The sequence below is a fragment of the Streptomyces sp. NPDC012510 genome (assembly GCF_042955065.1).
Taxonomy (GTDB): Bacteria; Actinomycetota; Actinomycetes; order Streptomycetales; family Streptomycetaceae; genus Streptomyces.
Genome location: NZ_JBIBEN010000008.1, coordinates 87,330 through 111,047 on the forward strand (window position 1 = coordinate 87,330; position 23,718 = coordinate 111,047).

The following is a 23,718-nucleotide window of genomic DNA, read 5'->3' on the forward strand; positions in this document are numbered from 1 at the left end:
CGCAGACAACCGACTCGCCTCCCCCCTACGCTGAAAGGTGTCGGAACCGCGCGTGAGAAGGTGGCGCCTTGTCGGGTTGGAACGCGGGGGACGTCCCCGATCAGCGTGGCCGCACCGCTGTGGTGACGGGAGCCAACAGCGGTATCGGGTACGTCGCCGCCCGTGAGCTCGCCCGGCGGGGCGCGCAGGTGGTTCTCGCCTGCCGGAGTACGGAGCGGGGGCTCGCGGCTCTGGAGCGGATGGGCTCCGAGGTCCCGGACGCGCACATCGAGTTGCTACGGCTCGATCTGGGGGACCTGCAGTCCGTACGGGAGTTCGTCGCCGGCTACGACCGCGCGTACGACCGTCTCGATCTACTGATCAACAACGCGGGTGTGATGGCCGTGGCCCAGGGGCGCACGGCCGACGGTTTCGAGACGCAGTTCGGGACCAACCACCTCGGCCACTTCGCACTCACCGGCCTGCTGCTGCCGAGGCTGCTCGCCACGCCCGGCGCGCGTGTCGTGACGCTGTCCAGTGCCATGCACATGAGAGCGAACATCGACATCGACAACCTCAACGGTGAGCGGAAGTACGGGCGTTGGCTCGCGTACGGCCGGTCCAAGACCGCCAATCTGCTCTTCACCCATGAGCTGGCCCGGCGGCTGGCTGCCCATGGCTCGGAGGTGGTCGCCGCCGCCGCGCACCCCGGCTACGCGGCGACCAATCTCCAGACGGCCGGGGCCAGTGCCGAGGGCCGCAAGGGCGTCGAGCGGTTCATGCGCGTCGGCAACCGCTTCTTCGCCCAGTCCGCCGAAGCGGGCGCCCTGCCCACGCTGTACGCCGCCACCGCCCCCGGCGTACGCCCCGACTCATTCATCGGCCCGTCCTTCGCGATGTGGCGCGGGGCTCCAGGGCCGTCCCCCCGAGCGCCCTGGACTCTCGACGACCGGGTGAGCGAACGCCTCTGGGACGCCTCGGCACACCTCACCGGGGTCACGTACGACGAGCTCAAGGTCTGACCTCAGCACGCGCGGGGTCTGACCCAGCACACACGTGGCGCGTGGACCGTATCTCGTACGGTCCACGCGCCACGCGGGGGCGACCGGTCGGCGGTGCTCGGTCGGCGGTGCTTGGTCGGCGGCGACGACGGGCTAGGCCGCTCGCACCTCGTACGTCGTGATCCTCACCGTCTCGTCGTCCAGGCACTGCCCGTTTTCCAGGTCGAAGCGCTGCTTCAGGAGCGGGGAGGCGACGAAGGGGCGGCCCTGGTGGGTGCCGGTGAGACCGCGGGAGAGGACGGCGGCGCCGCCGAAGGGGTCGCGGTTGTCGACGGCGTACAGCTTGCCCGCGCGGTCGAGGAACAGCGCGGCCTGGTTGCCGTCGGGGAGCAGGGCGGCCACGCCGCGGCCCGGGATCAGCAGGTCCAGGTCGCAGACCGTGAACCAGCCGTCCGCCAGCCGCAACTGGACCTTGACGTCGATCTTCTCGGGGGCGAGGGTCATCGGGCGCTTCCTTCCAGGACATCGGCGGGCCGCAGGCCGATGGACAGCAGGGGCAGGTCGGGCTTGATCTGGTCGCGCTCGGGGACGAAGCCGACGACCGGATCCGGGGTGTCGGGGGCGTTGACGAAGGACACGAACCGGGCGAGCTTCTCGGGGTCGTTGATGGTGGAGGCCCACTCGTCGGCGTAGTGCGAGACGTGGTCCGCCATCAGGGACTCCAGCTCCTCGCAGATCCCGAGGGAGTCCTCCACGACCACGTCACGGACGTGGTCCAGGCCGCCGGGCATCCGCTCCAGCCACGTCGAGGTGCGCTCCAGGCGGTCCGCCGTGCGGATGTAGAACATCAGGAACCGGTCGATCAGCTTGATCAGTTCGGCATCGGTGAGGTCCTGGGCCAGCAGGTCCGCGTGGCGCGGGGTGGCGCCGCCGTTGCCGCCGACGTAGAGGTTCCAGCCGTTGGAGGTGGCGATGACGCCGAAGTCCTTCGACTGGGCCTCGGCGCACTCGCGGGCGCACCCGGAGACCGCCGACTTGAGCTTGTGGGGCGACCTCAGGCCCCGGTAGCGCAGCTCCAGGTCGATCGCCATGCGGACCGAGTCCTGGACGCCGTAACGGCACCAGGTCTGGCCGACGCAGGACTTCACCGTCCGCAGCGACTTGCCGTAGGCGTGGCCCGACTCGAAGCCGGCGTCCACCAGCCGGGTCCAGATGACGGGCAGTTGTTCGACGCGGGCGCCGAACATGTCGATCCGCTGACCACCGGTGATCTTCGTGTAGAGACCGAAGTCGCGGGCGATCTCGCCGATCACGATCAGGCCCTCGGGAGTGATCTCACCACCGGGGATGCGCGGAACGACCGAGTACGAGCCGTTCTTCTGGAGGTTGGCCAGGAAGTGGTCGTTGCTGTCCTGGAGCGCCGCCTGCTCACCCTCCAGCACATAGCCGCTCGCGCCGATGGTCGGGGCGAGGGAGGCGATGATCGAGGCGACCGCCGGCTTGCAGGTCTCGCAGCCGTCGCCGCCCTTGGCCTCGTCGCGGCCGTACCGGTCCAGCAGGTCCTGGTAGGTGTTGATGCGCAGGGCGAGGACGATCTCGTACAGCTCCTCGCGGGTCTGCGAGAAGCAGGCGCACAGGCCCTTGTCGACGACCACACCGCCGGCCTCCAGCTCGGCGGTGACGAGCTGACCGAGGACCTTGACGCAACTGCCGCACGTCGTACCGGCCTTGGTGCACTTCTTCACCTCGGGCACGGTGGTGCACTTGTGCTCGGTGACCGCGTCGCGGATCGTGCCCTTGCGGACGTTGTTGCAGGAGCAGATGATCGCGTCGTCCGGCAGCGCGGTCGGGCCGAGCTGGACGGGGCCTCCGGCGCCGGCCGGCAGCACCAGCGACTCGGGGGAGACCGGCGGGACCGAGCCCGTGAACGCCTTCAGCGTGCCGTACGCCTCCGCGTCGCCGACCAGGATGCCGCCGAGCAGTTCGCCGTCGCGGCCGATGACCAGCTTCTTGTAGACGCCCGAGCGGGAGTCGGAGTACACGACGTCCAGACAGTCGGCGGTCGCGCCGTGCGCGTCACCGAAGGAGGCCACGTCGACGCCGAGGAGCTTCAGCTTGGTGGACAGGTCGGCGCCGGTGAAGGCCGCCTCGTCCGTCGCGATGGTGGCCGCGGCCGTCTCGGCCTGCTCGTACCCGGGGGCCACCAGGCCGTACACCCGGCCGTCGGAGGCCAGCGCGCACTCGCCGATCGCGAAGACGTGCGGGTCGGAGACGGTCCGGCACTGCTCGTCGACGGTGATGCCGCCGCGCTCGCCGACCGTCAGACCGCAGTCGCGGGCGAGCTGGTCGCGGGGGCGGACACCGGCGGAGAACACCACCATGCCGGTGGCGAGTTCAGAGCCGTCGGACAGCTTCATCCCGGTGACCGCGCCGTCCTCACCGACGACGATCTCCTGCGTGCCCACACCGGTGTGGACGCTCAGCCCCATCTCCTCGATGGTGCGCAGCAGCGCGGCGCCACCGCCGTCGTCCACCTGCACCGGCATCAGCCGGGGCGCGAACTCCACGATGTGCGAGGTGAGTCCGAGGCCCTTCAGCGCGCCGGCCGCCTCAAGACCGAGCAGACCGCCGCCGACCACGGCGCCGACCTCGACGTTCTTCGCGTACTCCTCGATCGCGAGCAGGTCGTCGATCGTGCGGTAGACGAAGCAGCCCTCGGCGTCCTTGTTCGGGACCGGAGGCACGAAGGGGTACGAGCCGGTGGCGAGGACGAGGATGTCGTACTCGAAGACCTGACCGGAGCGGGCGGTGACCTTCCTTGCCTCGCGGTCGATCGTCTCCGCCGGGTCGCCGACGAACAGCTCGATACCGTGCGTCTCGATGAACTCCATGTCGGTCATGGAGAGGTCCTCGGGCGTCTTGCCCGCGAAGTACGAGGTGAGCGCCACTCGGTCGTACGCCGGGCGCGGCTCCTCGCACAGCACGACCACGCGGTGCGTGGCGGTCAGGCCGCGCTCGGCGAGCGCCTCGAGGAAGCGCTGGCCGACCATGCCGTGGCCGACGAGCACGATCGTGGGGGTGGCCCCCAGGGTGGCGGTCATCAGGAGCCTCCATCGTTGGTGAGCAGGTGGAGCAGAGGAGCGCCGTTCTGGGGGAGCGGCTCTGCTCCCTCCCAGGCGCGGGCGAGCGCGCCGACGGTGCCGAGTTCGCCGACGAGCACCCCGCCGACCAGGCGGTCGTCGCGGACGACGACCTTGCGGTAGGTGCCGCGGGTGGCGTCGGCGAGCTGGATGACGTCGTCACCGGGCCGGGGCTCGGGCTCGCCGAACGCGGCGAGATCGAGGAAGTCCTGTCCGGCGAGCGTCAGCCGGGTCAGGGCGCGGGTGCCGCTGTAACGGGAGTTCGCGTTCCCGGCCAGCAACTCCGCGAGGACGTCGGCCTGTTCGAGCGCCGGGGTGGCCAGCCCGTAGACCGTGCCCTCGAACTGGGCGCAGTCGCCGATCGCGTGGATGTGCGGGTCGGAGGTGCGCAGCTCCTCGTCGACGATGACGCCCTTGTGCACCGCGAGCCCCGCCTCCTGGGCCAGACCCACACGGGGGTGGACGCCGCAGGCGATGACGACCAGGTCCGCGTCGAGCGCGTACCCGTCGGCCATCGACACCGACCGCACGGTCCCGCCGACGCTGCGCACCGCACGTACGCGTGTCTCGGTGTGCACCTCGACGCCGAGGTCGGCGAGGTGCCGACGCACCAACTTGGAAGCGGACGGGTCGAGCTGACGTTCCATCAGTCGCTCGCCCTGCTGGGCGAGGACCACCTGGGCGCCGCGCAGGGCGAGCGCGCGGGAGGCGGAGACCCCGAGGAGCCCGCCGCCGATGACGACGGCCCGGACACCCGGCCGCACCGCCTTCGACAGACCCAGACAGTCGTCCATGGTCCGGAAGGCGTGCACACCGTCGGGGAACTCGTGCCGCTCCGGGTCCCAGAGACCGCGCAGCGGCGGCAGCACCGGGTTGGAGCCGGTCGCGAGGACCAGTTTGTCGTACGCGATCTCCGCACCGTCCGCGAGATGTACGGCTCGCGTCTCGCGGTCGATGCGGACCACCCGGCCACGCGTCAGCTCGGCCGGGGCAGGCAGCGCGATGACCTCGGGCGCGTACCGCCCGGCCAGGACTTCGGCGAGCAGCACCCGGTTGTACGGTGTGTGCTCCTCCTCACCCACCAGGGTGGCGGGCATGCCGAGCTCTCCCAGCCGCCGGGCGAGACGTACGCCCGCGAGGCCGGAGCCGATCACCACCACACGCTCATTCGAGGTCATGTCCTTGAGCGTGCGGTGCCGGTGTTACCCGACCGCATCGCATCTGTTTCCCACGAGGAACGCTGCCCTCCCTGCGGCCCCGAGTGGAGTGTGAGGGGTTTCCACAAGCCCCGGGTGGGGTGTGAGGAGGCCCACGATCACGCTGCTGACCTGGCGATACGGCGGTGATGCGGACGTATACGGGAGGACGGCGCAGGGTGGGGGTGGGGCGGGGCTGCGGCGGGGTGCGTGCCGTAGGTCACGTCGGGCGGGGGGCGGGGCGAAACATCAGGGGCGGGCCGGCCCGGGGGCGGACCGGCCGGGGGAGGAGAAGCAACGGCGCCCAACCTCAGAAGACCCTCAGGTCGATGCACGGCGCGCCCATCCCACCGCATAGGGTCGCGAACATGCCTGACATATCGCTGACCATGGTCGTCGTCCTCTGCGTGGCCGCCCTCGCGGCCGGCTGGATCGACGCGGTCGTGGGCGGCGGCGGGCTCCTGCTCCTCCCCGCCCTTCTCCTCGGCCTGCCGAACGGCGCCTCGGCCGCCCAGTACGCGCTGGGCACCAACAAGGCCGTAGCCATCGTCGGCACGACGGGCGCCGCGGTGACGTACGCCCGCCGCACCCCCGTCGACGTGCGGATCGCCGTACGCATCGGCCTCGCGGCCCTCGCGGGCTCGACGGCCGGTGCCTTCGTGGCCGCAGGCATGAGCACCGAGGTTCTGAAGCCGGTGGTGATGGTGGTGTTGCTCGCCGTGGGCGCCTTCGTGATCCTGCGCCCCTCCTTCGGCACGGCCCCCGGCACGGGCCCGGTCTCCGCGCGCCGCGTCCTCGCCGCGATCGGCCTCGCGGGAGTGGGCATCGGTTTCTACGACGGTCTCGTCGGCCCCGGCACGGGCACGTTCCTGGTCCTGGCCCTGACGGCCGTCCTCCACCTCGACCTGGTCACGGCCTCCGCCACCGCCAAGATCGTCAACTGCTGCACCAACGCGGGCGCGCTGGCCACCTTCGCCTGGAAGGGGACGGTCTACTGGCAACTGGCGGCCCTGATGGCGGTCTTCAACCTCGTCGGCGGGACGGTGGGCGCCCACACCGCCCTCAAGAAGGGCAGCGGTTTCGTCCGCGTCGTGCTGCTGACGGTCGTGTTCACGCTGGTGGCGAAGATGGGGTACGAGCAGTGGGTGGCGTGAGGGCCGGGGGGCGTCGGGCGGCTGGGGCGGAGGTCGCACGTCGCGGGGCTGGGTCAGGGGGGCGGTTCGCGGGTCGGTGATCAGCCGACACGATCCCCGGTGAGATGGGCGAAGACGACCACGTTCCCCTGGTAGCCGGTCGTCCGGGAGTACCCGCCGCCGCAGGTGATGACCCGCAACTCGGGCCTCGACGCGGCCCCGTACACCTTCTCGTCGGGAAAGTTCCGAGCGTCGTACACCTCAACCGCATCCACCGTGAACAGGGCGGTGCCGCCGTCCCGCCGGTCCACCTCGACGGTGGCGCCCCGCCGCAGCGCGCCCAGGCGGAAGAAGACGGCGGCACCGTCGGCGTTGTCGACGTGCCCGGCGACGATCGCGGTGCCCCGCTCGCCCGGGGTGGTGCCGGCCTCGTACCAGCCCGCGAGGTTCTCCTGCTCGGCGGGCGGGACGTCGAGGCTGCCGGTGGGGGTGAGGCGGAGCCCCATGAGCGGCGCGTCGACGCGGAGGGAGGGGATGCGGATCCGCACGGGCGGGGAGGGGGGCAGCGCGGCGGCTACCGGCCCGCCGTCCCCCGACTGGCTCCACGTGCCCGACGCACTCCCGGATCGATCGAGGGCCTGCGCGGCCGACGGCTGCGGCGGCGCGTGCGAGGCGGTCCCGCTGCGCAGCAACCACGCGCCCGAACAGAGGGCCACCACGGTGACCCCGGCTATGACGCCATTGGAGACCCGACGCACAGCTTCCTCCTCACGAACGGACGGCCCCGTAGGGCGGGAGGTCCCGCACTGGAGGCCCTCTTCCTCCCTTTCCTTCCTTTTCCTCCCTCTTCCTCCCCTCCGGGCCGAGGGGCGTCGGGCCCGGAGGGGAGGAGGGGACGGCGGTACCGGCGGACGGACGGCGGAGGGTGTCCGTCAGATCCCGTCGCCTCTCGCCCGGCGATGCAGGAGCCAGGTACCGCCCGCGGCGGCGACGGCCAGGGCCGCCACACCCGCCGCGGCCTGCACGGGGTCGGGACCGAGTGCGCCCCCGACCCCCGTCTTCACACTTCCTCTCGGATACGCCGGCGGCCCGCTCCGCGTGCCGGTGAGCGAGACGACCAGGTCGCCGGTGGCCCGGGAGGCCCCGTCCGCGCAGGTCGCGACGATCTCGTACGTCCCGGGCTGCGCGCTCGGCGGTACCTCGAACCGCCCGCCGAGCCGCCCCTGCCCGGCGTCGGGGGCGAGCGGGAAGGGCCCGGCGCCGACCGCGCCGGCGTCCCCGGTCGCGGCACCGTCGGCGCCGCACGCGGCCGTGGCGACGGTGACCTCGTCGCCGGGGACGACGGCGGCGGGGGAGACTTCGAGCCGCCCGGTGCCCGCCCCGCCGTACGCGGGTGCGCCGCCGAGGGCCGCGAACGCGAGGGCGAGCGCGGTCGTGGCCAGCGGCCGGGCGGTACGTCGCATCGTGCAGCCTCCTCCGAGAGTCCTCCGTTCCCTTCCGAGCAAAGTGGCTCTCGGCCCGACGCGCTTCCTGATGGGTTGTCAGGAATGAGGTGAATGGGTGTCAGGGGAGGGGTGGGGAGGGGTGGGGAGGGACCTGACTGTGGGGCGTTTGGGCAGGTCACAGGGGTGGGCGCGGGAATCGCGGAGGAAGGGGACGTCCCGGGTGACGGGCGGGGGTGTGAACGGGTGACCGGGGCGCGCGGGCGGCCTGCCGGCAGGAGGGAGGCGGCGAGGCCTGAAGGGCTCCCGTGCGTGGTCGGGGGCGGGCCCGTCCCCGCCGGGGCGCACAGGCGGGCGTCACCCAGTGCTGCCCTTGCACCTCGCGACGCCCCTGGAGCGGCAGGGACCGGGTGTGGTGCAGGGCGTCAGTCGCCCTGCTGGTCACCCTCGCGGTAGGGGTTGTCTCCGGTCGGGCGCGTCGTCGAACCACCAGCCCTCGATGAGGTGCGCCGCCGCCCACAGGTCGTACCGGTAGGCATGGTCGCGCAGCTGTCACTGACGCAGGGAGAACTCGACGATCTCGGCGGGCGTGCGGCGCACCAGCCCCTCCTCGCACGCGCGCTCGATCGCCGCGCGCCGATCGTCGAAGTCCAGCCCCAGCGCGTCAACCTCGGCGCACGCCTCGTCCACCAAGGCCCAGAACTCCTCGGCATCCAACACGGGGCGAGTGTGTCAGGCGCCGCGAAACCGACGTCATCAGCAACCGCCTCCAGGCCCCCAGGGCCCACCCCTTGGAGGCTCCGGCGACGGGTCCTCTGGCGGCGCAGGGTACTCGGTCCCCGGTTCAACCCCCTCCGGCGGAACGGGCACGTCCACGACGGGCGGTTCCGTGACGGGAGGCTCCACAACGGGTGGTTCCGCGACAGGTGGTTCAGCCGTTGGTGGGGCCTCTTCTACGGGGGGTTCGGCTTCGGGTGGGGCCTCTTCCGCAGGTGGTTCCGCGACGGGTGGGGCCTCTTCTACGGGGGGTTCGGCTTCGGGTGGGGCCTCTTCCGCAGGTGGTTCCGCGACGGGCGGGGTCTCCTCTACCGGCGGCTCGGCCTCCGGCGGGGCTTCCTCTACCGGCGGGGCTTCCTCTACCGGCGGCGCCACCTCCACCGGCGGCGCCACCTCCACCGGCGGCGCCACCTCCACCGGCGGCTCCGCCACAGGCCGAGTCCGCTCATCGCCGCCGGGCTCCGCAGCCCCCGGCCCCTCGGCCCTCGGCCCCTCGGCCCTCGGCTCCTCGGCCCTCGGCTCCTCGGCCCTCGGTTCCTCGGCCCTCGGCTCCTCGGCCCCCGGCCCCTCGGCCCTCGGCTCCTTGCCCCCGTCGGGTTCCGCAACCCGCACTGCCTCGCCCCCGGCTTCCCCACCGCCCGGCGGTTCAGCCGCAGCCACCCCCAGCTCGCCCCGCTCCACCCGGGGCGAGACCGCCGCGTCCGTGATCGCGCCCCGGTGCTGGACGGCGTCGGGAGACGGGGCGGCCTCGGGGCGGTGCGGTGCCGGTGCCTGCGCGACCGGGGCTCGTCGTGCGGGGCCCGCCCCTGCGTCGAGGGGCCCGAGGACGACGCCGGCCACGACGGCGGCGGCAGCCGCAGCCGCACCGACCGCCGCCACAGTGGGCACCTTCACCCCACCCGCGGAACCGAACACCGTGGCCGTACCGGCGGAGCCCCCCGTGAGGGCCGTCAGCACCTTGGCCCCGCCCCCGCCCACGACGAACACCAGAAGAGCCGGACCGACGAGCGCGGGCAGCCGGTCGTTCGTGCGCATCAGCACGGCCAGCCGCGCCCGGCAGTCGTCGCACACGTCCACATGGCTGAGCAGTTGTTCGGACTGCCGAGCGGTCGCGGTACCGCGCACATACGCCGGCATACGCCCCCAACGCACCTGGCACGCCGGGTCGATCGGCGCCCCGGGCTGCTCCCGCAGGAACGCCTGACGCATCCCCTCGCGCGCCCGGTGCAGCAGGACCGCCGTCGCGCCCTGCTTCGCGCCGATGCGCTGCCCGACCGTCTCCAGCGGCTGCCCCTCCGCCTCTGCCAGCCACAGAGCCCGCACCCACCGCTCGGGCAGCTGGCCCAGCACCCGCACCAGCAGATCGACGGAGGAGACCTGTTCGGCGGGGTCGGCGGCGTCGGCTACCCGGACATCGGTTTCGACCCGCTCGGGAGCAGTCGGATCCAGCGGTGTCTCGCGCGCGGCGCTGGAGCCGACCGCCGCCGCCAGATGCCGCACCGTCGTCATCAGATACGCGGGCACGTTGTCGATCTCATGGCCCCCGGAGAGCCGCCGCCACACCCGGAAGTGAGCCTCGGCGACGAGGTCCTCAGCGGTCCAGGAGTTCCGGGTGAGGGAGCGTGCGTACGCGACGAGCCGCGGATGCTGCTCCTCGTAGATCCGGGTGTACGCGACGGTGGTGGCACTCGTGGCACTCGTGGCACTCGTGGCACTCGTGGCACTCGTGGCACGCGTGGCGCTCGTGCTACTTGGAGCGCTTGCGGCGGTCGCGGGCCCGGACGGGCCGTCGGTCATGGCGGGAACGTTCTCCAGTCGCCTGCTGATGGGATGAGGACGATTTTGTATGTAGGGATGACGAAAATCTCAAGCAATCACACAAAGTGACACGCGTCACAGCGGGTAACCGTGAACACGGCGTAACACATGAGGGCTTGGCCGCGGTCGACTCTTCCTGCACCGCTCGTACGCCGTCGTCGCGCTCGGCGGCGAGGACCTGGAATCGGCGCTCGACGACGGCCTCACCTCCCTCCTGGGCGAGGTCTGAGACGCCGATCCGGAGCGCCCGCTATGTTCGATCCGATCGTCCGGACATTCGGAGTGGGTACATGCAGACGACAGACGGAACGGCCGGCCGGACAGGGCTGGGGGCAAGACCCCTCGCCGAGCCGGAAGACGGCCGCGCCTGGCCCCGCCACTGGCCCCTGCTGCTCCTCGGCGCGGCCGTCGTCCCCGGTGTCGTGCTGTTCGCGGTGGGCCGGGGGATGGAGGAGCCGGCGGTCCAGGCGTGGCGGACCGTGTGTCTCTCCATCACCGTGCAGGCGCTGCCGTTCCTGCTGCTCGGCACGGCCCTGTCCGGTGCCATCAACGCCTTCGTCCCGGCGCGGGTGTTCACCCGTGTCCTACCGAGGAAACCGGCGCTCGCGGTCCCGGTCGCCGGTGCCGCCGGAGTCGTACTGCCGGGCTGTGAGTGCGCCTCGGTGCCGGTCGCGCAGAGCCTGATCCGTCGCGGAGTCGACCCGGCCGCCGCCTTCGCCTTCCTCCTCTCCGCCCCAGCCGTCAACCCGATCGTCCTGACCGCCACGGCCATCGCCTTCCCCGGCAGCCCCGCCATGGTGCTGGCCCGGCTGCTCGCCTCCCTTGTCACCGCCGCCGCGATGGGCTGGCTGTGGCTCTGGCTGGGGCGTGCGGAGTGGCTGAAGCCGGTCGCGCGGCACACGGGGCACCGGCCCGGGCAGAGCCGCTGGAACGAGTTCAGGACCGGCTTCCAGCACGACTTCCTGCACGCGGGCGGCTTCCTCGTCGTCGGCGCGATGGCGGCGGCCACGTTCAATGTGCTCGTCCCGCGCACCGTGCTCGACACCTTCGCCGACTCGCCCTGGCTGTCGGTACTGTTCCTCGCCGCGCTCGCCATCCTCCTCTCGGTGTGCTCCGAGGCGGACGCCTTCGTCGCCGCCTCCCTCACCGGCTTCTCACCCACCGCGCGGCTGACCTTCATGGTGGTCGGCCCCATGGTCGACCTGAAGCTGATCGCCCTGCAGACGGGCACCTTCGGCCGGGCCTTCGCGGTCCGCTTCTCCGCCGCGACGACCGTCGTCGCGATCCTGTGCAGCGTCCTGATCGGAGCCGTACTCCTGTGAAACGCCCCCTCCAGGCGCTCCTGCTCCTCCTCAGCGGACTCGGCCTCTTGCACGCCACCGTCGTCACCGACGACTACCTGAGATACGTCAAGGAGGGCATGCACCCCCTCCTCGTGGCCTCGGGCGCACTGCTGCTCGTCCTGGGCGCAGCGGAGGCCTGGTCCCTGTGGAGACCAGGCGAAAGAGACGAACAGAAAGCCGACGACGACACCGGCACTGTCGCAGCCACCGACGACCACAGCCGCGACCCCAACCACGGAGGCCACGACCCCAACCACGGAGGCCACGACCACGAGCACGGTCACGACCACGACCACGGTCACGACCACTCCACCCCACCCCGAGTCGCCTGGCTCCTGCTGCTCCCCGCGCTGAGCCTGCTCTTCTACGCCCCACCGGCCATTGGCGCGTACACCGCGTCCCGGGAGGCACCGAAGGCGGTGACGGTCACCGACCAGGACGACTTCGACCCCCTGCCGAAGACCTCACCGCTCCCGATCACGCTCACCGACTTCACCCGCCGGGTGCAGCAGGACCGTGATCGGGCCATCGACGGCCGCACCGTCGAGATGACCGGCTTCGTCACCCCCGACAACTCGACCTCGGCCGAGGACGGCGGCGACGACGGGAACGCCGATTGGTACCTGACCCGCGCCATCGTCAGCTGCTGTGCCGCCGACGCCCAGTTCGTGAAGGTACGCGTCCACGGCGCTCCGCCCCCGCCCGCCGACACCTGGGTCACCCTCACCGGCACCTGGCACCCCTCCGGCACCCTCGGCACGAGCTCCGCCGGGGCCGCCGTCGACGCCCACACCGTCGAGAAGGCCCCCCGACCGCCCAACGCGTACGCCGATGCCCTTCCCGTCACCCGCTGACGTCCCGTCCCCTGGGGCAGGAGAGACGACAACGGTGCTCCCCTTCTTCGTCTACGGCACCCTCCGCCCAGGCGAGCCCAACCACGACCTCTTCCTGCGCGGCCGCACCCTCACGGAGGAACCGGCCAGGATGCCCGGCATGGCGCTCTACGACGGCCCCGGCTACCCGTACGCGGTGGAAAACCTCGGTGGCGGTGGCGGTGGCGGTGCGGGCGGGAGGGGCAGGGGAGCGCGCACAGTGAGCGGTGAGATAGTCACCGCCCACCCCCAGCATTACGCCGAACTCCTGCGCACCCTGGACCAGTTGGAGGAGTACGCCCCGGGCGACCCGGCCAACCTCTACGAGCGGGTGGAACGCGCGGCCACCCTCGCCGACGGCACGGTCGTACGGGCCTGGGTCTACGTCGCCGCCCCGACGGTCGCGGCCGGTCTCCGCGCCAGGGGACGGCTGATCGAGAGCGGGGACTGGCGTCTGCGCGGTTGAGCGGCGGTGGCTGCGCGAAGCGTTACCGAGGAGCCCCCACATGAACGCCGTCCCCTGAACGAGACCGTCCTGAAGAACGCCCGGCCCGACGTCGAGGCGTGGCTCGCCGGGTTCGTCGAGCGGAACGGCGGCTTCGTAGGCTCCGTCCATCTGTCCGAGCCCGCCGAGGAGGGCGAGATCGTGCTCGTCGCCTCCTACGATCTTCCGGTCTCGGTGCGCAATGGCACCGCCTCCACCCGCACCGCGCACGCCTTGAACTCCGGCATGCGGGACGTGGGGTCGAGGGCGGGGTTGGTCAGGGTGTTGGCGCGGCCCTCGCCCGGCCAGTGGAACGGCATGAAGACGGTGTCGGGGCGGATACCGGTCGTGATGCGAGCCGGGGCCACGGCCCGGCCCCGTCGGGACACCACGGCCACCGGGTCGCCCTCCGCCGCGCCGAGCCGCTCGGCCAGCCGGGGATGCAGTTCCACGAACGGGCCGGGCGCGGCGGCGTTCAGCTCGTCGACCCGCCGGGTCTGGGCGCCCGACTGGTACTGGGCGACCACACGCCCGGTGGTCAGCAGCACTGGGTACTCCTCGTCCGGCTCCTCGGCGATCGCCCGGTGGGCGACCGGCGCGAACCGGGCCCGGCCGTCCTCGGTGGCGAACCGGTCGAGGAAGAGACGCGGTGTGCCGGGGTGGACCTCCGGGGCGGCCGGCACGGGTAGCGGCGCCGAGGCGGGTGCGCCCGCCTGGGCCGGACCCGGTGCGTCTGCCGCCGTCGGAATCGGTGCGTCTGCAGCCGTCGGAATAGGCGTGTGTGCCCGCGCCGGATCCGGTGTGTGCGCCCGCGTCGGATCCGAGACGGTTTCCGGCGCGGGTTCCGCACCGTGTTCCGCAACAAGTTCCGCAACATGTTCCGGAACGGGCTCCGACGCCGGGCAGGGCCAGAACACCCCGTTCTCCTCCGCCAGCCTCCGGTACGTGATCCCCGAGTAGTCGGCGGGCCCGCCCGCGCTGGCCCGGCGCAGTTCGTCGAAGACCTCCTCGGGGTCGGTCGCGAAGCCCTTCTCGACGCCCAGCCGGTCGGCCAGCTCGCGCATGACCTCCAGGTCGCTGCGGACACCCTCGGGCGGAGTGATCGCCCGCCGCCGCAGCAGCACCCGGCCCTCCAGGTTGGTCGTCGTGCCCGTCTCCTCCGCCCACTGCGTCACCGGCAGGACGACATCCGCGAGCGCCGCCGTCTCCGACAGCACGACATCGCACACCGCGAGGAAGTCCAGCGACTTGATCCGGTCCTCGATGTGCGCGGCGCGCGGCGCCGACACCACCGGGTTGGAAGCCATCAGCAGCAGCGACTTGATGTCACCGCCGAGCGCGTCCAGCAGCTCGTACGCGCTACGCCCCGGGCCGGGCAGGCTGTCCGGGTCCACGCCCCAGACCTCGGCGACGTGCCGCCGCGCCTCGGGGTCGACCAGCTTGCGGTAGCCGGGCAGCTGGTCGGCCTTCTGACCGTGCTCGCGCCCGCCCTGCCCGTTGCCCTGCCCGGTGAGACAGCCGTACCCGGACAGCGGCCGTCCGGCCCGGCCCGTCGCCAGCGTGAGGTTGATCCACGCGCCGACGGTGTCCGTGCCCTTGGACTGCTGCTCGGGACCGCGCGCCGTGAGCACCATCGCGTGCTCGGGCTCGCAGAACAGCCTCACCGCCTCGCGGAGTTCGGGAACGGACACCCCCGTGATCCGTTCCACGTACTCCGGCCAGTGCGCCATGGCCGCCGCCCGGGCCTCCTCCCAGCCGCTGGTCCGCTCGCGGATGTACTCCTCGTCCGTCCGCCCCTCGGCCACGATCAGGTGCAACATGCCGAGGGCGAGGGCCAGATCGGTGCCGGGGCGGGGGGAGAGATGCAGATCGGCCTGTTCGGCCGTACGCGTGCGGCGCGGATCGATGACGATCAGCTTGCCGCCGTTCTCCTTCAGCTCGGTGAGGTAGCGCAGCGCCGGCGGCATGGTCTCGGCGAGGTTGGACCCGACGAGGACGACACATCCCGTCCTCGGGATGTCCTCCAGCGGGAACGGCAGCCCCCGGTCCAGCCCGAACGCCTTGATCCCAGCGGCCGCCGCCGAGGACATGCAGAAGCGGCCGTTGTAGTCGATCTGCGAGGTGCCGAGCACGACCCGCGCGAACTTGCCGAGCAGATACGCCTTCTCGTTGGTGAGCCCGCCACCGCCGAACACTCCGCACGCGTCCGGGCCATGTTCCGTCCGCGTGCGGGTGAGCCCCTCGGCGATCCGGTCGAGTGCCTCGTCCCAGGAGGCGGGCTCCAGGTTGCCCGCCCTTCTGACCAAGGGACTGGTCAGCCTTACCCGGGACGAGAGCACAGCCGGGGCCGTACGGCCCTTGCCGCACAGCGCTCCCCGGTTCACCGGGAAGTCCGCGCGCTCCGTGACCACTACGACCCCTTCGGTCCCGTCCGCACCGGGCGTCAGGTTCATCCCGCACTGCAGGGCGCAGTACGGGCAGTGGGTGGGCGTCGCGGAGTTCGGCATACCGCTCAGCGTGCGTCGGACGTGTTACGCCCCGGGACGCTCCCCGTTACACGACCGGCACGGGGACCTCCCGGCGGCCCCTGGCCCGCCGTGAGGAACACCGGCGGCGGCCCGAGCGGCACGGCTCGCCGGTCACCGGCGGGCGGCACGGCTCGCGCTCACCGGCGGGCGGCACGGCTCGCCGGTCAGCGGTGGGCGAGTCAGAGGACGGGGTAGGCGGGCGAAGCGCAGGACGGGAGGGGCGGGCGGACTCGGGACCGGGAGCGGTTCCGCGTGAAGACGACCGGGTCCCCCGCACCGGCCGGGCGCTAACGCGCCGATGCCAGCGCCCGCTCGACCCCCGGTTCCTCAGGCCCGAGGAAGTGCGGGTCCGGCTCGAACAGCACGTCCAGGGAGGCCTTGCCCGCGGCGAAGAGCTCCCGGGTGGCGCCGTAGTACCAGGTCTCGTCGTGCCGGTTCTGGACACCGACTCCGTACGACTCGACGCCCGCCTCCTGGCACAGGGCGACCGCCCGGCGTATGTGGAAGCCCTGGCTGATCAGCACCGCGCGGTCCACACCGAAGATCCTCTTGGCGCGGACGCAGGAGTCCCAGGTGTCGAACCCGGCGTAGTCACTGACGATGCGGTCGTCGGGCACCCCGTGCTCGGTGAGGTAGCCGCGCATCGCGTCCGGCTCGTCGTACTCCTTCCGGCTGTTGTCCCCGGTGACCAGCACCACCTTGATCCGGCCCGCGCGGTACAGCTCGGCCGCCGCGTCCAGCCGCCGGGCCAGGTACGGGGACGGCTCGCCCTGCCACAGTCCCGCGCCGAAGACCACCGCGACCTCGGTGCTCGGCACGTCGGCCGTGGTCCGCAGCCGGTCGCCGGCCGCCGTGAACATCCAGGTCGGCGGCAGCAGCGCCAGCACGCACAGCAGCATCGCCGCCTGTACGGCCCGCCGCCGCCCCGCGCGCGTGCGCGGCAGCCGGACGACTCGCCAGACCTGCCTCACCGAAGTCCCCGTTCCTCGGACTCACGTACGCCCCGCCGTGTGCCCCGCGTATGTGTCCTGCGTATGTGTCCTGCTTGTTTCCGACGGCGCCCACAGCGCCCGTCCTCTCGTCCAACGAAGACGTCATCTGCGGTGATCCGGTTCACCGCGCAGCGTGACAAGTTTCACTCGAATGAGGAAAAGCACCAGGTCGGGGCGGTTCACATACCTTCACGGCGTCCCGTGATGCCCTGGTAAACACCCGTCACCACCGTGCAACGGGGAGGCAACCTCCTCCCGGCACCATCGGTGCATGACGGCGACGACGAGCAAGTCGAACGCACACCTCGGCAGTACGGCGCACCTCATGAACCGGATCGGTGATCAGTTGGCCACCCAGCTCAGCCTCGTCTCCCGCGACGGAACCCGGCGCCCCCCTCGGCCCGCCCTCGTCCTCGTTGCGCACGGCAGCCGCGACCCGCGCGCCCTGGCGACGGTACGCGCCCTCATGGACCGCGTCCGCGAGCAGCGCCCCGGCCTCTCCGTGCACCTCGGCCACATCGAGCTGAACGAGCCCCTGCTCCCCGACACCCTCGCCGCCCTCGGTGACCGGGAGGCCGTCCTCGTCCCCCTCCTCCTCAGCCGCGGCTACCACGTCAAACGGGACATCCCCGAGATGGTCGCGGAGGCAGGTGTACGCGCCCGGGTGGCGGCCCCTCTCGGCCCGCACCCCCTCCTCGCGGAGGCCCTCCACGCCCGACTTGTCGAGGCCGGCTGGAGCACCCGCATGGACGACGCCACCCGCCGTACCAGCGCCGTCGTACTCGCCGCCGCCGGCTCCCGCGACCCCGAGTCGAAGGTCGACACCGGCCGCACCGCCCGGCTCCTCGCCGCACGCCTGGGCGTCCCGGTGGTCCCGGCCTACGCCACCACCGCCGCCCCCAACGTCCCCGACGCACTGCGGGCCCTGGCCGCCGCGGGCCGCCCCCGAGCGGCCGTGGCCTCCTACTTCACCGCCCCCGGCCGCTTCGCCACGGAGTGCGCGGACGTGGCGCCGTGGATCGCGTCGGCCCCGCTGGGCACCCACCCCGCGATGGCGAGCCTGATCCTGCACCGCTACGACCAGTCGTCGGCGGCCCTGCGACCGACGGGCCAACGGGCGCTGGCGACGGCGTAGGACGACGCGGGCGGACGATCAGACCGGCTCGTCGTCGGCCGGCGAGGGCGCGGCGTACGGACGCAGGACCATGAGCGCGCCTTCCAGGGCCGCCACCATGGCGAAGGGGAACCGGTCGAGCTCGAGACAGAGCGCGACGTCGTCGGGATGGACACCCTGCCGCACCCCCTCCGCCAGCTCGGCGGCGGCACGCGACGCCGCGGCGCGGCGGAGGAACTCGGCCGCCTCGGGGGCGTCCGTCCCCGCCTCGGCGGCTCTCCGGGCGATGTACTGGGCGCACGCCAGATCTTCGTCGGCCCGTCCGTCCTCACCCGTGACCACGAACGTGACACCGTCGCCCCCGCGTGCCCGCAGGAGCCGAGCCGTCGCCTCGGCGACCACGAACCCGGCACACAGCACCAGCGGCGCGTCCTTCACCGCGAGGGCGCCGACCGTCCCCGCAGTGGTCTTCTGTACGACGGTCCGTCCGCCGAGGTCGACGGACCGCAGCAGACCCGGCGAGTTGACGGCGTCGAAGCCGGGCGCGGGCGGCCCGTCCTTGAGCGCCACCCAGTCCGGGTGACGTGCCTTGAGCGCCAGGGCCTCGTCCAGCGACTCGGCGAGAACTATCTTCTCCGCCCCCTGGGCGAAGGCCCACGCGGCCACGGTGAAAGCACGCATGACGTCGACGACGACCGCCACGGACGGGGTTTCGACCAGGTCGGCGATTCCAAGAAAACGAGCGTTCATTCGGCTCATGATCGTGCACGCCCGACCCAGAGGCGCCCGGAGAGTGGTGGGTATCACTCAGGGCGGGGCGGGGCGGGGCGGGGCGGGGCCGGGCGGGGTGACCCGCACACGGCCTCTCGGCCACCAGCCCCCCATTTGTCACCGCCCCCGCTTACTGTCGAGTCATGGAAGGCACCGCATCCCCCACCGCATCCCCCACCACATACGACTCCTCCTCATCCGAACGATGGGCCCCGGAGCCCGACAAACGCCCCGGCCGCACCGCCTTCCAACGCGACCGCGCCCGCGTCCTCCACTCCGCCGCCCTGCGCAGGCTCGCCGGCAAGACCCAGGTGGTCACACCGGGCACCCGCACCCCGGCCTGGGACGCCAGCCCCCGCACCCGCCTCACCCACTCCCTGGAGTGCGCCCAGGTCGGCCGCGAACTCGGCGCGGCCCTCGGCTGCGACCCGGACCTCGTCGAGGCCGCCTGCCTCTCCCACGACCTCGGCCACCCGCCCTTCGGCCACAACGGCGAACAGGCACTCAACGAATTCGCCGATGACTGCGGCGGTTTCGAGGGCAACGCCCAGTCCCTGCGCCTGCTGACGAGGATCGAACCCAAACGCTTCGTCCGCTCGGACACCACCGGCGAACTCGTCAGCGTCGGCCTCAACCTCACCCGCGCCGCCCTGGACGCCGCCACCAAGTACCCCTGGCCGCGCGGCGCGCACCCCACCGACCCCACGTCCCCCAAGTTCGGTGTGTACGACGACGACCGCCCCGTCTTCGACTGGGTCCGCAAGGACGCCCCCGGCACGAGCACGACCTTCGAGGCCCAGGTCATGGACTGGTCCGACGACGTGGCGTACTCCGTGCACGACCTGGAGGACGGCCTGCACGCGGGCCACATCGACCCGGGCTGCCTGCACGCGGAGCCCGAACGGCAGGCGGTGTTCGAGGTGGCGCGCGGCCGGTACGTGCCCGCCGGCACCGACCCGGCCGAACTGGCGGAGGCCCTCGACCGCCTCCTCGACCAGGAGTGGTGGCCGCACGGGTACGACGGGACGGCCGTCGCCCAGGCCCGGTTGAAGGACGCCACCAGCCAGCTCATCGGCCGCTTCTGCCTCGCCGCCGAGGGTGCCACCCGGCAGACGTACGGCAGCGGCCCCCTCACCCGGTACGCCGCCGAGCTGGTCGTCCCGCGCGGAGCGCGTCTGGAGTGCGCGGTCCTCAAGGCCGTCGCCGACCGGTACGTGATGCAGCGGGCCGAGCAGGAGCGGCTCCGCGCCGACCAGCGGATCGTCGTCGCCGAACTCGCCGAGGCGCTCACCGCCCGCGCGCCGGAAGGCCTCGAACCCCAGTTCCGCGCGCTGTTCGACACGGCGGAGGACGACCGTGCCCGCAAGCGGGTGATCGTCGACCAGATCGCCTCCCTCACCGACACCTCCGCCCGCTCGTCGCACGCGAGACTGACGGGGCGGAAGTTCACGGACACGTGACCCTCCGTGGCCTGATCGGGTCACTCCCTCTTCCCGCATCACGCTCTGTGCGGGACGCTCGCATGTGGACGCACCCTCAAGAGGAGGCATCAAGTGGTCGACGCGGATCAGACATTCGTCATCGTCGGAGGCGGTCTCGCCGGCGCGAAGGCGGCCGAGACGCTCCGAGCGGAGGGCTTCACCGGCCGCGTGATACTGATCTGCGACGAACGCGACCACCCCTACGAGCGCCCGCCGCTCTCCAAGGGCTATCTGCTCGGCAAGGAGGAGCGCGACAGCGTCTTCGTCCACGAGCCCTCCTGGTACGCGCAGCACGATGTCGAGCTGCACCTCGGCCAGACCGTCGACGCCATCGACCGCACCGCCCAAACGGTCCGCTTCGGTGACGACGGCACCCTCGTCCACTACGACAAACTGCTGCTGGCGACCGGCGCCGAACCCCGCCGCCTGGACATCCCGGGCACCGACCTCGCGGGCGTCCACCATCTGCGCCGCCTCGCCCACGCCGAGCGCCTCAAAGGCGTCCTCGCCGCCCTCGGCCGTGACAACGGCCACCTCGTGATCGCGGGCGCCGGCTGGATCGGCCTGGAGGTGGCGGCCGCGGCCCGCGAGTACGGCGCGGAAGTCACCGTCGTGGAGCCGGCACCCACCCCACTGCACGGCGTCCTCGGCCCCGAGCTCGGGAACCTCTTCGCCGAGCTGCACCGCGAGCGCGGCGTCCGCTTCCACTTCGGGGCGAGGCTCACGGAGATCGTCGGCCAGGACGGGATGGTGCTGGCCGCCCGGACCGACACGGGGGAGGAGCACCCGGCGCACGACGTTCTCGCGGCGATCGGGGCGGCCCCGAGGGTGGGCCTCGCCGAAGCCGCCGGGCTGGAGATCGCCGACCGCGCCCATGGCGGGGGCATCGTGGTGGACGCGGCGCTGCGCACGTCCGACCCCGCCGTCTACGCCGCCGGTGACGTCGTCTCCTTCCCGCACGCCCTGTTCGGCACCCGGCTGCGGGTGGAGCACTGGGCCAACGCGTTGAACGGCGGGCCGGCCGCGGCTCGGTCGATGCTGGGCCAGGACGTCACGTACGACCGGGTGCCCTACTTCTTCTCCGACCAGTACGACCTGGGCATGGAGTACTCGGGGTGGGCCCCGCCCGGGTCGTACGACGAGGTGGTGATCCGGGGGGACGCGGGGAAGCGGGAGTTCATCGCGTTCTGGGTCAAGGAAGGCCGTGTGCTGGCCGGGATGAACGTGAACGTGTGGGATGTCACGGATCCCATCCAGCGGCTGGTCCGGTCGCGGTCCCGGGTGGACACGGAGGCGCTGGCGGACCCGCACGTGTCACTGGAGAGTCTGTGCGCCCAGTAGGTGTGCTGCGAGATCGGCGAACGCCCCGCCGAAACCGGCGGGGCGCCACAGAAGGCAGAGGTCGACGCCGCCCTCACGACGTGCGCGCTTGCTGAACCAGGTCTTACCGCGGCGGCCTGCAGATCGGGTTGTCACCGCAGCCCGTCCGGGGCATCGGCCGTCCACGCTTGTGCTCCACAGGGAACGCCCCAGGATCGTGCCCACCGGCCCTGTCAGCTGACCCCCGTAGAATCACCGCGTGGCAGGACGGATCAATGACGAGGACGTGAAGGCGGTACGGGACGCGGTCCCGATCGACGCCGTGGTGTCCGAGTACCTCCAGCTGCGGAACGCGGGCGGGGGCAACCTCAAGGGGCTCTGCCCGTTCCATGACGAGAAGTCGCCGTCCTTCCAGGTCAGCCCGAGCAAGGGGCTCTTCCACTGCTTCGGCTGCCAGGAGGGCGGCGACACCATCACGTTCGTGATGAAGGTCGACCACCTGTCCTTCTCGGAGGCGGTCGAGCGCCTCGCCGGGCAGGCCGGAATCACCCTTCGCTACGAGGAGGGCGGGTACAACCCGTCGCACCAGCGCGGTGAGCGCATCCGCCTGGTCGAGGCACACAAGATCGCCGCCGAGTGGTACGCGGAACAGCTCGCCACCAGCCCCGAGGCCGACACCGGCCGGATCTTCCTCGCCGAGCGCGGCTTCGACCAGGCCGCCGCCGTCCGCTTCGGCGTCGGCTACAGCCCCCAGGGCTGGGACCACCTGACCCGCTTCCTGCGCGGCAAGGGCTTCACCGACAAGGAACTGCTCCTGTCCGGCCTCGCGCAGGAGGGCCGCCGGGGCCCCATCGACCGCTTCCGGGGCCGCCTGATGTGGCCCATCCGGGACATCGGTGGAGACGTGGTCGGCTTCGGCGCCCGCAAGCTCTACGAGGCGGACAACGGCCCGAAGTACCTCAACACCCCCGACACGGCGATCTACCGCAAGTCCCAGGTGCTGTACGGCATCGACCTCGCCAAGAAGGACATCGCCAAGGCCAGCCGGGCCGTCGTGGTGGAGGGCTACACCGACGTCATGGCCTGCCACCTCGCCGGGGTGACCACGGCCATCGCGACCTGCGGCACGGCCTTCGGCGGTGACCACATCAAGATCCTCCGCCGGCTGCTGATGGACAACGGCTCGGCCCGCGTGATCTTCACCTTCGACGGCGACGCGGCCGGCCAGAAGGCGGCCCTGCGCGCCTTCGAGGACGACCAGAAGTTCGCCGCCGAGACGTACATCGCGATCGCCCCCGACGGCATGGACCCGTGCGAGCTGCGCCTGGCGAAAGGCGACGACGCGGTGGTCGAGCTGACCGAACCCCGCACGCCCCTCTTCGAGTTCGCGCTCCGCCAGATCGTCGCCCGCTACGACCTGGAGACCCCGGTCGGCCGCGCCGCCGCCCTCGACGAGGCCGCGCCGATCGTGGCCCGCATCAAGAACAGCGGCGCCCAGCACGAGGTCGCCGTCCAACTCGCCGGCATGCTCGGCATCCTGGACACCCAGTTCGTCGTCAAGCGCGTCGCCCAGCTGGCCCGCTGGGCCCGCGAGCGCGGCGGCCAGGGCCCCGCCCCCGCCTCGCAGCGCCCGTCCCGGCCGTACGAGTCCACCGTCCGTCCCCCCTCGGGCCCGGCCCTCACGCTGCGCAACCCGGTGTTCGCCACCGAGCGCGAACTCCTCAAACTGGCCCTCCAACGACCGGAGCTGGTCGCCCCCGCCTTCGACGCCTACGGGGTCGACGAGTTCACCGCCGAGCAGTACGCGGCCGTCCGCCTGGCCATCATCGAGGCGGGCGGTGTCGAGTACGGCGCCGAGGACCCGCAGGAGTACCTGGTCCGGGTCCGCGAGGCGGCGCCGGACGACACGGTACGGGCCATGGTGACGGAGCTGGCGGTCGAGGCAATCATGCGCAAGAGCGTCGACGAGGTCTACGCGGGCGCACAGCTCGTGACCGTGCGCCGTCGGGCCGTCGAGCGCCGCGTGCGCGACGTCCAGAGCAGCCTGGCCCGGGCGGCCGCCCAGGGCGACCCGGCCCAGTTGGCCGCCGTACAGAACGAGTTGTGGGTTCTCCAGCAGTACGACCAGGCGTTGCGGGAGCGGGGCGCGGAGGCGCTCTGAGGGCGTGCGGGTCGGCGCCCCCGGAGGCGCACGTCCCCGGCGCACATGCCAATCCCGCGCCGGAGCCACCCCGTTCGCCACGCCTCCCAGCGGTTAAGGGCCCTGTCGGCAGCGCGCTCGTACGGCAGAGTGACCGCGGGGTCACGGACCGGACGCAAAAAGTCAC

Annotated in this window: 19 protein-coding genes; 9 read left to right on the forward strand and 10 right to left on the reverse strand. The window is 72.2% G+C overall.

What is annotated here, in order from left to right:
* The first annotated feature begins 68 nt into the window (after window positions 1-68).
* Entirely contained in the window at window positions 69-1,001 is a 933-nt protein-coding gene (locus ACFY9I_RS17015) for an oxidoreductase (protein WP_391002291.1), read from the forward strand.
* 132 nt (window positions 1,002-1,133) lie between these two features.
* Here ACFY9I_RS17015 and nirD read toward each other — a convergent pair whose 3' ends face one another.
* Genes nirD through ACFY9I_RS17030 form a run of 3 tightly spaced genes read right to left on the reverse strand, consistent with a single transcriptional unit; the run spans window position 1,134 to window position 5,298 of the window.
* A complete protein-coding gene (gene nirD, locus ACFY9I_RS17020; RefSeq protein WP_391002292.1) occupies window positions 1,134-1,484 on the reverse strand; it encodes a nitrite reductase small subunit NirD in 351 nt (116 codons plus the stop codon).
* Window positions 1,481-4,081, reverse strand: coding sequence for a nitrite reductase large subunit NirB (nirB, locus tag ACFY9I_RS17025; protein WP_391002294.1), 2,601 nt, complete (start codon window positions 4,079-4,081; stop codon window positions 1,481-1,483). The genes nirD and nirB overlap by 4 nt, the downstream gene beginning before the upstream one ends.
* A complete protein-coding gene (locus ACFY9I_RS17030) occupies window positions 4,081-5,298 on the reverse strand; it encodes an FAD-dependent oxidoreductase (RefSeq protein ID WP_391002296.1) in 1,218 nt (405 codons plus the stop codon). The genes nirB and ACFY9I_RS17030 overlap by 1 nt, the downstream gene beginning before the upstream one ends.
* Window positions 5,299-5,684: 386 nt before the next feature.
* On the opposite strand from ACFY9I_RS17030, the gene ACFY9I_RS17035 reads away from it, so the two are divergent.
* On the forward strand, window positions 5,685-6,470 hold the full coding sequence (locus ACFY9I_RS17035) for a TSUP family transporter (protein WP_391002298.1): 786 nt from the start codon (window positions 5,685-5,687) through the stop codon (window positions 6,468-6,470).
* Window positions 6,471-6,550: 80 nt separating this feature from the next.
* Here ACFY9I_RS17035 and ACFY9I_RS17040 read toward each other — a convergent pair whose 3' ends face one another.
* The 4 genes from ACFY9I_RS17040 to ACFY9I_RS17055 form a co-directional block, all read right to left on the reverse strand.
* A complete protein-coding gene (locus ACFY9I_RS17040) occupies window positions 6,551-7,207 on the reverse strand; it encodes a class F sortase (RefSeq protein WP_391002300.1) in 657 nt (218 codons plus the stop codon).
* 174 nt (window positions 7,208-7,381) lie between these two features.
* Window positions 7,382-7,912 (reverse strand): hypothetical protein, encoded by a 531-nt coding sequence (locus ACFY9I_RS17045; RefSeq protein ID WP_391002302.1) that lies wholly within the window; start codon window positions 7,910-7,912, stop codon window positions 7,382-7,384.
* Window positions 7,913-8,443: 531 nt separating this feature from the next.
* Entirely contained in the window at window positions 8,444-8,611 is a 168-nt protein-coding gene (locus ACFY9I_RS17050; RefSeq protein ID WP_391002304.1) for a hypothetical protein, read from the reverse strand.
* Window positions 8,612-8,647: 36 nt separating this feature from the next.
* Window positions 8,648-10,465, reverse strand: a complete 1,818-nt coding sequence (locus ACFY9I_RS17055; protein ID WP_391002306.1) for a sigma-70 family RNA polymerase sigma factor — start codon at window positions 10,463-10,465, stop codon at window positions 8,648-8,650.
* 311 nt (window positions 10,466-10,776) lie between these two features.
* Between ACFY9I_RS17055 and ACFY9I_RS17060 the strand changes: the two genes are divergently transcribed.
* From ACFY9I_RS17060 to ACFY9I_RS17070, 3 genes are read left to right on the forward strand one after another with little or no spacing between them, the layout of a single operon-like run.
* Entirely contained in the window at window positions 10,777-11,808 is a 1,032-nt protein-coding gene (locus ACFY9I_RS17060; RefSeq protein ID WP_391002308.1) for a permease, read from the forward strand.
* Entirely contained in the window at window positions 11,805-12,683 is an 879-nt protein-coding gene (locus ACFY9I_RS17065; protein WP_391002310.1) for a TIGR03943 family putative permease subunit, read from the forward strand. Before ACFY9I_RS17060 ends, ACFY9I_RS17065 begins: the two co-directional genes overlap by 4 nt.
* Window positions 12,661-13,167: a gamma-glutamylcyclotransferase gene (locus tag ACFY9I_RS17070; protein ID WP_391002312.1), complete on the forward strand. Its 507-nt coding sequence runs from the start codon at window positions 12,661-12,663 to the stop codon at window positions 13,165-13,167. The genes ACFY9I_RS17065 and ACFY9I_RS17070 overlap by 23 nt, the downstream gene beginning before the upstream one ends.
* 194 nt (window positions 13,168-13,361) lie before the next feature.
* On the opposite strand, the gene ACFY9I_RS17075 is transcribed toward ACFY9I_RS17070, so the two are convergent.
* A complete protein-coding gene (locus tag ACFY9I_RS17075) occupies window positions 13,362-15,692 on the reverse strand; it encodes a molybdopterin-dependent oxidoreductase (protein WP_391002314.1) in 2,331 nt (776 codons plus the stop codon).
* Between the two features lie 308 nt (window positions 15,693-16,000).
* Window positions 16,001-16,612: an ElyC/SanA/YdcF family protein gene (locus tag ACFY9I_RS17080; protein WP_391002704.1), complete on the reverse strand. Its 612-nt coding sequence runs from the start codon at window positions 16,610-16,612 to the stop codon at window positions 16,001-16,003.
* A 364-nt stretch (window positions 16,613-16,976) separates the two neighbouring features.
* Between ACFY9I_RS17080 and ACFY9I_RS17085 the strand changes: the two genes are divergently transcribed.
* Window positions 16,977-17,840: a CbiX/SirB N-terminal domain-containing protein gene (locus ACFY9I_RS17085; RefSeq protein WP_391002316.1), complete on the forward strand. Its 864-nt coding sequence runs from the start codon at window positions 16,977-16,979 to the stop codon at window positions 17,838-17,840.
* Window positions 17,841-17,858: 18 nt separating this feature from the next.
* On the opposite strand, the gene ACFY9I_RS17090 is transcribed toward ACFY9I_RS17085, so the two are convergent.
* Window positions 17,859-18,569 carry a 2-phosphosulfolactate phosphatase gene (locus tag ACFY9I_RS17090; protein ID WP_391002317.1) on the reverse strand — a complete coding sequence of 237 codons (711 nt, stop codon included), beginning with the start codon at window positions 18,567-18,569 and terminating at the stop codon, window positions 17,859-17,861.
* 164 nt (window positions 18,570-18,733) lie between these two features.
* Between ACFY9I_RS17090 and ACFY9I_RS17095 the strand changes: the two genes are divergently transcribed.
* From ACFY9I_RS17095 to dnaG, 3 genes are all read left to right on the forward strand, one after another.
* Complete coding sequence (locus ACFY9I_RS17095; RefSeq protein WP_391002319.1) at window positions 18,734-20,050, forward strand: deoxyguanosinetriphosphate triphosphohydrolase; 1,317 nt, start codon at window positions 18,734-18,736, stop codon at window positions 20,048-20,050.
* 93 nt (window positions 20,051-20,143) lie between these two features.
* A complete protein-coding gene (locus ACFY9I_RS17100; RefSeq protein WP_391002321.1) occupies window positions 20,144-21,412 on the forward strand; it encodes an FAD-dependent oxidoreductase in 1,269 nt (422 codons plus the stop codon).
* A gap of 238 nt (window positions 21,413-21,650) precedes the next feature.
* Window positions 21,651-23,552: a DNA primase gene (gene dnaG / locus ACFY9I_RS17105; RefSeq protein WP_391002323.1), complete on the forward strand. Its 1,902-nt coding sequence runs from the start codon at window positions 21,651-21,653 to the stop codon at window positions 23,550-23,552.
* The last annotated feature ends 166 nt before the right edge of the window (window positions 23,553-23,718 follow it).